Consider the following 6,309-nt stretch of genomic DNA (forward strand, 5'->3'; position numbering starts at 1 on the left):
AGCCGTCGAATGATTCGTGCTGATCCCGGCGGGCAGGCCGGTGGCCAGCGTTGCGGTACCCGCCGTCCAGCCGGTCCTACGCGGGGCCGGATGCCCTTCGGGTTGCCGCCTCTCACCAGACGAAGCCTGCGCAGATTGAGCCGCCTCCGGTACGGTCAAGCCGTCGATGGTGCCCCTGGGAGGGGATCAGGTCGGATGGCTGAGGGCCGAGGGCAATCGGAGACGTTCGCCGCAGAACTGCGCCGGCTGCGGCAGCGGGCGCAGATGACGCTGGAGGGATTGGCGGACGTCTCAGGGGTGAGCGCACGGACGATCGGCGGGCTGGAGCGCGGGCACAGTCTGGGCCCGCAGCGGCGGACCGTGATGGCGCTGGCCGATGGTCTGGGCCTGGACGAAACGGAGCGCGAGGCGCTGGAACGGCTGGCGGGCGTCGGGCGTCCGCGGCCGGTCACCGCGCCGACCGGGTGGGGTGTGCCGCCGCGGTCGGTTCCGGATTTCACGGGCCGTTCGGCCGAACTGGACTGGCTCGTGACGCTGGCCGCCGGGTCCGGGACCGCCGCGCTGGTCGTCGTGCTGTCCGGCCCGGCCGGCGTCGGCAAGACGACGCTCGCAGTCGAGGCGGGGCGGCGGCTGGCGGAAGAGCGCGGCGTCGGCCTGCTCTACGTGGACCTGCGCGGCTTGGACGCCGAGCCGCTGGATCCCGGATTGGCGCTGTTCCGGCTCCTGAAGGCGCTCGGGGTCGGGAACCGCGACATCCCCGACGACGTGGACGGTCGGTCGGGGCAGTGCCGTGCGCTGCTGGAATCGCAGCCCGCCGTCGTCGTCCTGGATAACGCTCGGGACGAGGAGCAGGTCCGGCCGCTGCTGCCCGGAGCGGGTTCGGGGGTGGCGCTGGTGACCAGTCGCAGGCTGCTGACCGGTTTGGAGGGAGTCGAGCGGTTGCCGGTGCCGGTGTTGGAATCCGGCGCGGCGCTCGGGCTGCTCAGCTCGATCATCGGCGATGCGGACGATTCCCGGCGCGACGGGCTTGTGGAGCTGGCCGCGGTGTGCGGCGGACTGCCGCTGGCGCTGCGTATCGTCGGCAACCGGCTGGCCACCAGGCCGAGCTGGACCGCGCGGCAGTTCGCCGACAAGCTGGCCGACTCCGAACGGCGGCTCGAGCGGATCCAGGCCGGCGACCTGCAGATCACGGCGGCGTTCGGCATGTCCTACGACCAGCTGAGCCCGGCGGCCCGGCGGCTGTGCCGTCGGCTGGCGCTGGCGCCGGGGCCCGACTTCGCGCCGCCCTTGGCCTCGGTGCTGATCGGATCCTCGATGCCTGACACCGAGGAGTTGCTGGACGAGCTGCACGAGCTGGGTCTGCTGTCGCAGACCGACAGCCTCCGCTACGGCTTCCACGATCTGATCCGCCTGTTTGCCGGGGATCGCCTGGCGGCCGAGGAGGAGCCGTCGGAACGGGCGGCGCTGACCAGGACGATGACTGAGTGGCTGCTGGACGTGACGGCCGCGGCAGGCTGTTGGTTCGAGCCCGAATGCGGCTTCAAACCGTCGTCGGATTGCCAGCACCGGGTGGACCTGTCGAGTCCAGACGCGGCGGTCGAGTGGTTGCAGACCGAGGCCGACAACTGGTTCGGCGCGGTGCGCATCGCCGCGGAGCAGGGGTGGGACCGCAAGGTCGTCGACGCTGCCGAGTCCCTGCACTGGTTCTCAGACCGCTGGCACCGATGGGTGCACTGGCACGAGTTGTTCGGCCTCGCCGCTGATGCGGCGGAGCGGTTGGGCGACGCCGTCGCGCAGGCGACGCAGCTGAACTACCTGTCATGGGCGCAGCTGACGCGTGGGGAGTACAAGCTCGCCGCAGAGACCGCGCTGCACGCGGCTCGCATCGCCGAGCAAACCGGAGATATACGGCAGCAGGCATGGGCGTTCCAGTACGCGGCGAACGCGTTGACGCGCAGCGGAGACCCCGCCGCGTCGCTGCTCTATGCCCAAGAGGCAGAGCGCTTATTCGTCCAGGCGGGTGACTACGAGGGCCACATCCAGGTGTTCCAGGCCCAGGCTGCGAATCTCACGCTGCTGAAGCGTCCACGTGAGGCCATTGAGAAACTTCAGCAGGGCCTCGAGCTGGCGCGCGTCCCGCAGGCCGGCGCGGCGCGGCAGTTGATCGCCGACGTTTCGCTGTTGGTGAGCGGCATGCTCCTGGCCGGCGCGTACGAGACGGCCGGCGAGGACGAATTGGCCGAGGACTCCTACCGGCTCGCTCTGGCCCACGCCGATCGGGCCGGGTTGCCGCATCGGCAGGCCGAGACCGAGTTCCGGTTCGCGCGGCTGCTGAGCCGGCGGGGCCGCCTCGATGAGGCCACGGCGATGCTTCAGGCGGCCCGAGCGCGGTTCTCGGCAGTCGATGCCCCAGCACAGGTCGCTGAGATGGGTGAGTTGCTGGAGCAGTGGCGCATCGGGCGATGACGCTTCGGCCGGGAACGGGTACGCCCCGTTCCCGGCCGGCCGGCGACCATGCCCCAGGAGGGGACGGTGTGCCAGGCCGCGGCGGTGCAGTCGGCGACGTATTTCCAGCGCTTGCCCAGGAACCTCGTAGGTGCTCCTGTGGGTAGGTCTGGCGGTCCGTCAGCCGAGGGCGGCTTGCTTGATCAGCTCGGCGGTGGCGGCGGCGTGCGAGAGGTAGACGGAATGGCTGGCGCCGGGGACCTCCACGACCTTCGCGCCGATCCGCTCGGCCATCGACCGCTGCACCGGCGGCGGGATCATCCGGTCGTCCGCCGCCACCAGGTACCAGGCCGGCTTCGACCGCCAGGCCGGCTGGGAGATCGTGCCGTTGAGGGCGTGCACGCCCCACGGCACCTGGAAGTCGGCCATGAACTCGGCCTGCGCGAGCGGCAGGTCGTCGGCGAAGGAACTCGGGAACTTCTCCCGGTCCAGGAAGAGGAACCCGTCGACCGGCGGCAGGATCGGCGGCACCGGGGCGCCCGGCGCCGGGTTGGACGTCAGGGTGCCGACCGACTCGCCCTGGTCCGGGGCGAACGCGGCGATGTACGCCAGGGCCTTGACCTTCTCGTGGCTGCCGGCCTCGGTGATCACGGCGCCGCCGTACGAGTGGCCCACCAGCGTTACGGGCCCCGGCATCGCGGCGATCACCCGGTGTGTCGTCGCGACGTCGCCCTCGAGGGAGAACGTGGCATTCTGCACGATGGCCACGTTGTAACCGTCGGCCTTCAAGATGGCGTAGACGCCCTGCCAACCGGAGCCGTCCACGAATCCTCCGTGGACCAGCACGACATTCCCGCGCCGTGAGCTGTCGTTCATCAATCCTCCACTGTGTTCCGGACGCTGTGTTCCGGACCTGATGGTCGGGCCCCGTGGGGAGGACAGTAGGAACGCGATCGGCGCGGCCGCGCCCGTCATATGACGTAATTCGTCACGCAACGGGAATCTGGTCGGCCGTCGGCTTACTGCGGGGGCGGCCGTCTCTGGGAGATCAGGGAGCGGCGGACCGCGTGACCAGCACGCCGACCCGGGCTTCGCAGGGCATACTTTTGCACCCCGTTTTTCCTGGTGACCTCGCTGTACCGCTGTTTGACTTGGGAGTATGGCGATGGAGGTCGCGGATTCCGACGACTCCCTGGTCGGCCGGGATGCCGACCTGGGCCGGCTCGGCGTCTTCGTGGCCGGCATCCCGCGGGTCGGTGGGGCGTTGCTGCTGCTGGGAGAGCCGGGAGTCGGGAAGACGGCGCTGCTCGCAGCCGCCGCCCGGGACGCTGAAGCCGCCGGGATACGGGTCCTGCAGACCCTAGGTGTGCAGTACCGGGCGCAGGCGAGCTACGGCGCACTGCAACAACTCCTGGCTTCGTCGCCGGAGAGTCGCGCGGAAGCGGAGGACGTGCCCGTCCTCGCCGCCGCCCTGGGCTTCGAGCGGGGCACCGTACCCGGACCCGATGCGGTCGCGAACGCGGTCGTGTCGCTGATCGCGGACCTGTCACACGGCAAGCCCACGCTGCTGGTGCTGGACGACGTGCAGTGGCTGGACCGGGCCAGCGCCGTCGTTCTGGGGCACGTGGCGCGCCGACTGCTCGGACCCGGCGCGGGGATGGTGTGCGCGGCCAGGCCGGGGGATGAGAGCTTCTTCGACTACAGCGGGCTTCCCCTTCATGAACCGGGCCCGCTCAGCGATGCCGCCGCCGAGGAACTGCTCACCCGGCGCTTCCCGGCGCTGGCGCCGCGGGTTCGTCGACGTCTGATGGCTGATGCCGAGGGCAACCCGTTGGCGCTACTGGAGCTCCCGGCCGCCCTCACCGACTCTCAGCGGACTGCGTCGCAGGCCCTGCCGAAGCGCCTTCCGCTGAGCCGGCGCCTCCAATCGGCGTTCGCCTCCCGTATCAACGGTCTGCCGGCTGCCACGCGGCACCTCCTGCTCGTCGCGGCGTTGGAGGGCAGCGGCAACTTACAGGTCGTGGGCCGGGCGGTGGCCGGGCGGTCCAGCCTGAAGCACTTGGCGCCCGCTGAGCGAGCTCAGCTCGTCAACGTCGACGACGCGACCGGGCGGCTGGGATTCCGGCACTCGCTCATGCGCTCGGCGGTGGTGGAGCTATCGACCAGCGACCAGCGGCGCAGCGTGCACCGCGCGCTCGCGGAGGCGTGGATCGGGGTCCCCGAGCAGCGGGCGTGGCACCTCGCGCAGGCCGCGGTCGAACCGGATGAACAGATCGCGATGCTGCTCGAGGAGGTCGCCGACGTCATTGCCCGCCGCGGTGACGGGCCGAACGCCGTGGCGGCGCTGGTGCGCGCCGCCGACCTGAGCCCGGCGGCCGGCGAGCGGGCCCGGCGACTGGCCAGGGCCGCGTTCTTCGGCGCGAACCTGACCGGCGACGTGCGGGACGTGCCGCGCCTGCTGGATGCCGCACAGCAGGCCGCGCCGGGCGCCGACTCCCTGGCGTCGGCGGTGGCCGCGTCGGTGTACCTGCTCAACAGCTATGGAGACATCGACACCGCCCATCGCCTGCTGTCCGGCGCGATCGCGCTCCTGCCCGAGCCCTACGACCCGGCCGACGCCACCGTGCTCGAGGCGCTGTCCGCGCTGCTGATGGTGTGCCTCCACGGCGGCAGACGCGAGCTGTGGGCGGACTACGACGAGGTGATGTCGAGGTGCACCTCGGTCCCGGACACGCTGCATTTGTTGCGGACGACCTTCGCCGATCCGGCCCGCGCGTGCCCGTCCGATTGGGCCCTGCTCGACAGCGTCATCGCGGCGCTCCCCGGCACATCGGACCCGATCCGGATCGTGCGGATCGCCACGGCTGCCGCTTACGCGGACCGCATCGGCGCCATGGAGGAGCCGTTGCGGCATACGGCCCGCGGCGGACGCACCGGGGAGAACAACTTCACAGCCATCCAGGCCTCGTTTCTGTGGGGGAGTCACGCCTGGTTCACCGGCCAGTGGTCGGAGCTGCGCCACGTGGTCGGCAACGGGCTGAGCTTGTGCGACCAGCTCAACTATCCGCTGCGCGCGTGGACGGGGAAGTTCATCCTCGCCTGCGTGTCAGCAGTCTGTGCCGACTTCACCACCGCGTGCAGGTTCGCCGACGAGATGGACCAGTGGGCAGCGTCCCGCCGCGGCCGCGCCGTCCGCTGCTACGCCGCCCATGCCAGGACACTGGTCGCCCTGTCGCAGAACGATTTCGAAGCGGCATACCACCACGCGTGCACGATCTCGCCGGCCGGATCGTTCGCACCCTTCGCCGGTCACGCGCTGTGGGCGATGCTGGACACGGTGGAGGCCGCGGCTCGGACGGGTCGGCGCGACAAGGCTCTCGACCACGTCAAAGCGGCCAGGGACGCAGGTCTGCATGCTGTCTCGCCGCGGCTGAACATGGTCATTCTCGCTTCGGCCGGATTGGCGGCCGAAGACGACGACGAGGCCGCGGACAGATTCGGCCAGGCTCTCGCCATCGAAGAGGCTGAGCGTTGGCCCTTCGACCTGGCGAGGATCCAGCTGTACTACGGCGAGCGGCTGCGGCGCGGCAGGGCTCCGGCTCAGGCCCGCCACTACCTCAACGCCGCCGCGGAGATCTTCGGCTGGCTCGGCGCCGTCCCCTGGGCCGAGCGGGCCAACAAGGAACTGCGCGCCTGCGGCGGCCAGATGCGGGCCCAGGCTGCCCATCCCGAGGGCAGCGCGCTGACACCGCAGCAGTGGGAGATCGCGAGTCTGGCGGCCGCGGGCCTGACCAACAAGCAGATCGGGGAGAAGCTCTTCCTGTCTCCGCGTACGGTTTCGACCCACCTCTACCAGCTCTTCCC

The 6,309-nt window shown here is 70.8% G+C and carries 3 protein-coding genes; 2 read left to right on the top strand and 1 reads right to left on the bottom strand.

Going from position 1 to position 6,309, the window contains the following annotated elements; translation table 11 throughout:
* The first annotated feature begins 195 nt into the window (after nucleotides 1-195).
* On the top strand, nucleotides 196-2,466 hold the full coding sequence (locus VGZ32_RS00820; RefSeq protein WP_326883793.1) for a helix-turn-helix domain-containing protein: 2,271 nt from the start codon (nucleotides 196-198) through the stop codon (nucleotides 2,464-2,466).
* A 159-nt stretch (nucleotides 2,467-2,625) separates the two neighbouring features.
* On the opposite strand, the gene VGZ32_RS00825 is transcribed toward VGZ32_RS00820, so the two are convergent.
* The gene (locus tag VGZ32_RS00825; RefSeq protein ID WP_326883794.1) at nucleotides 2,626-3,321 is read right to left on the bottom strand and encodes an alpha/beta hydrolase; all 696 of its coding nucleotides are present in this window, start codon (nucleotides 3,319-3,321) and stop codon (nucleotides 2,626-2,628) included.
* Between the two features lie 289 nt (nucleotides 3,322-3,610).
* On the opposite strand from VGZ32_RS00825, the gene VGZ32_RS00830 reads away from it, so the two are divergent.
* Nucleotides 3,611-6,309 (top strand): helix-turn-helix transcriptional regulator (locus VGZ32_RS00830; protein WP_326883795.1); only part of this gene is annotated, 2,699 nt, incomplete at its 3' end.

Origin of the sequence: Actinocrinis sp. (assembly GCF_035938995.1) — a bacterium.
In the GTDB taxonomy this organism is placed as follows: Bacteria; Actinomycetota; Actinomycetes; order Streptomycetales; family Catenulisporaceae; genus DASZGI01.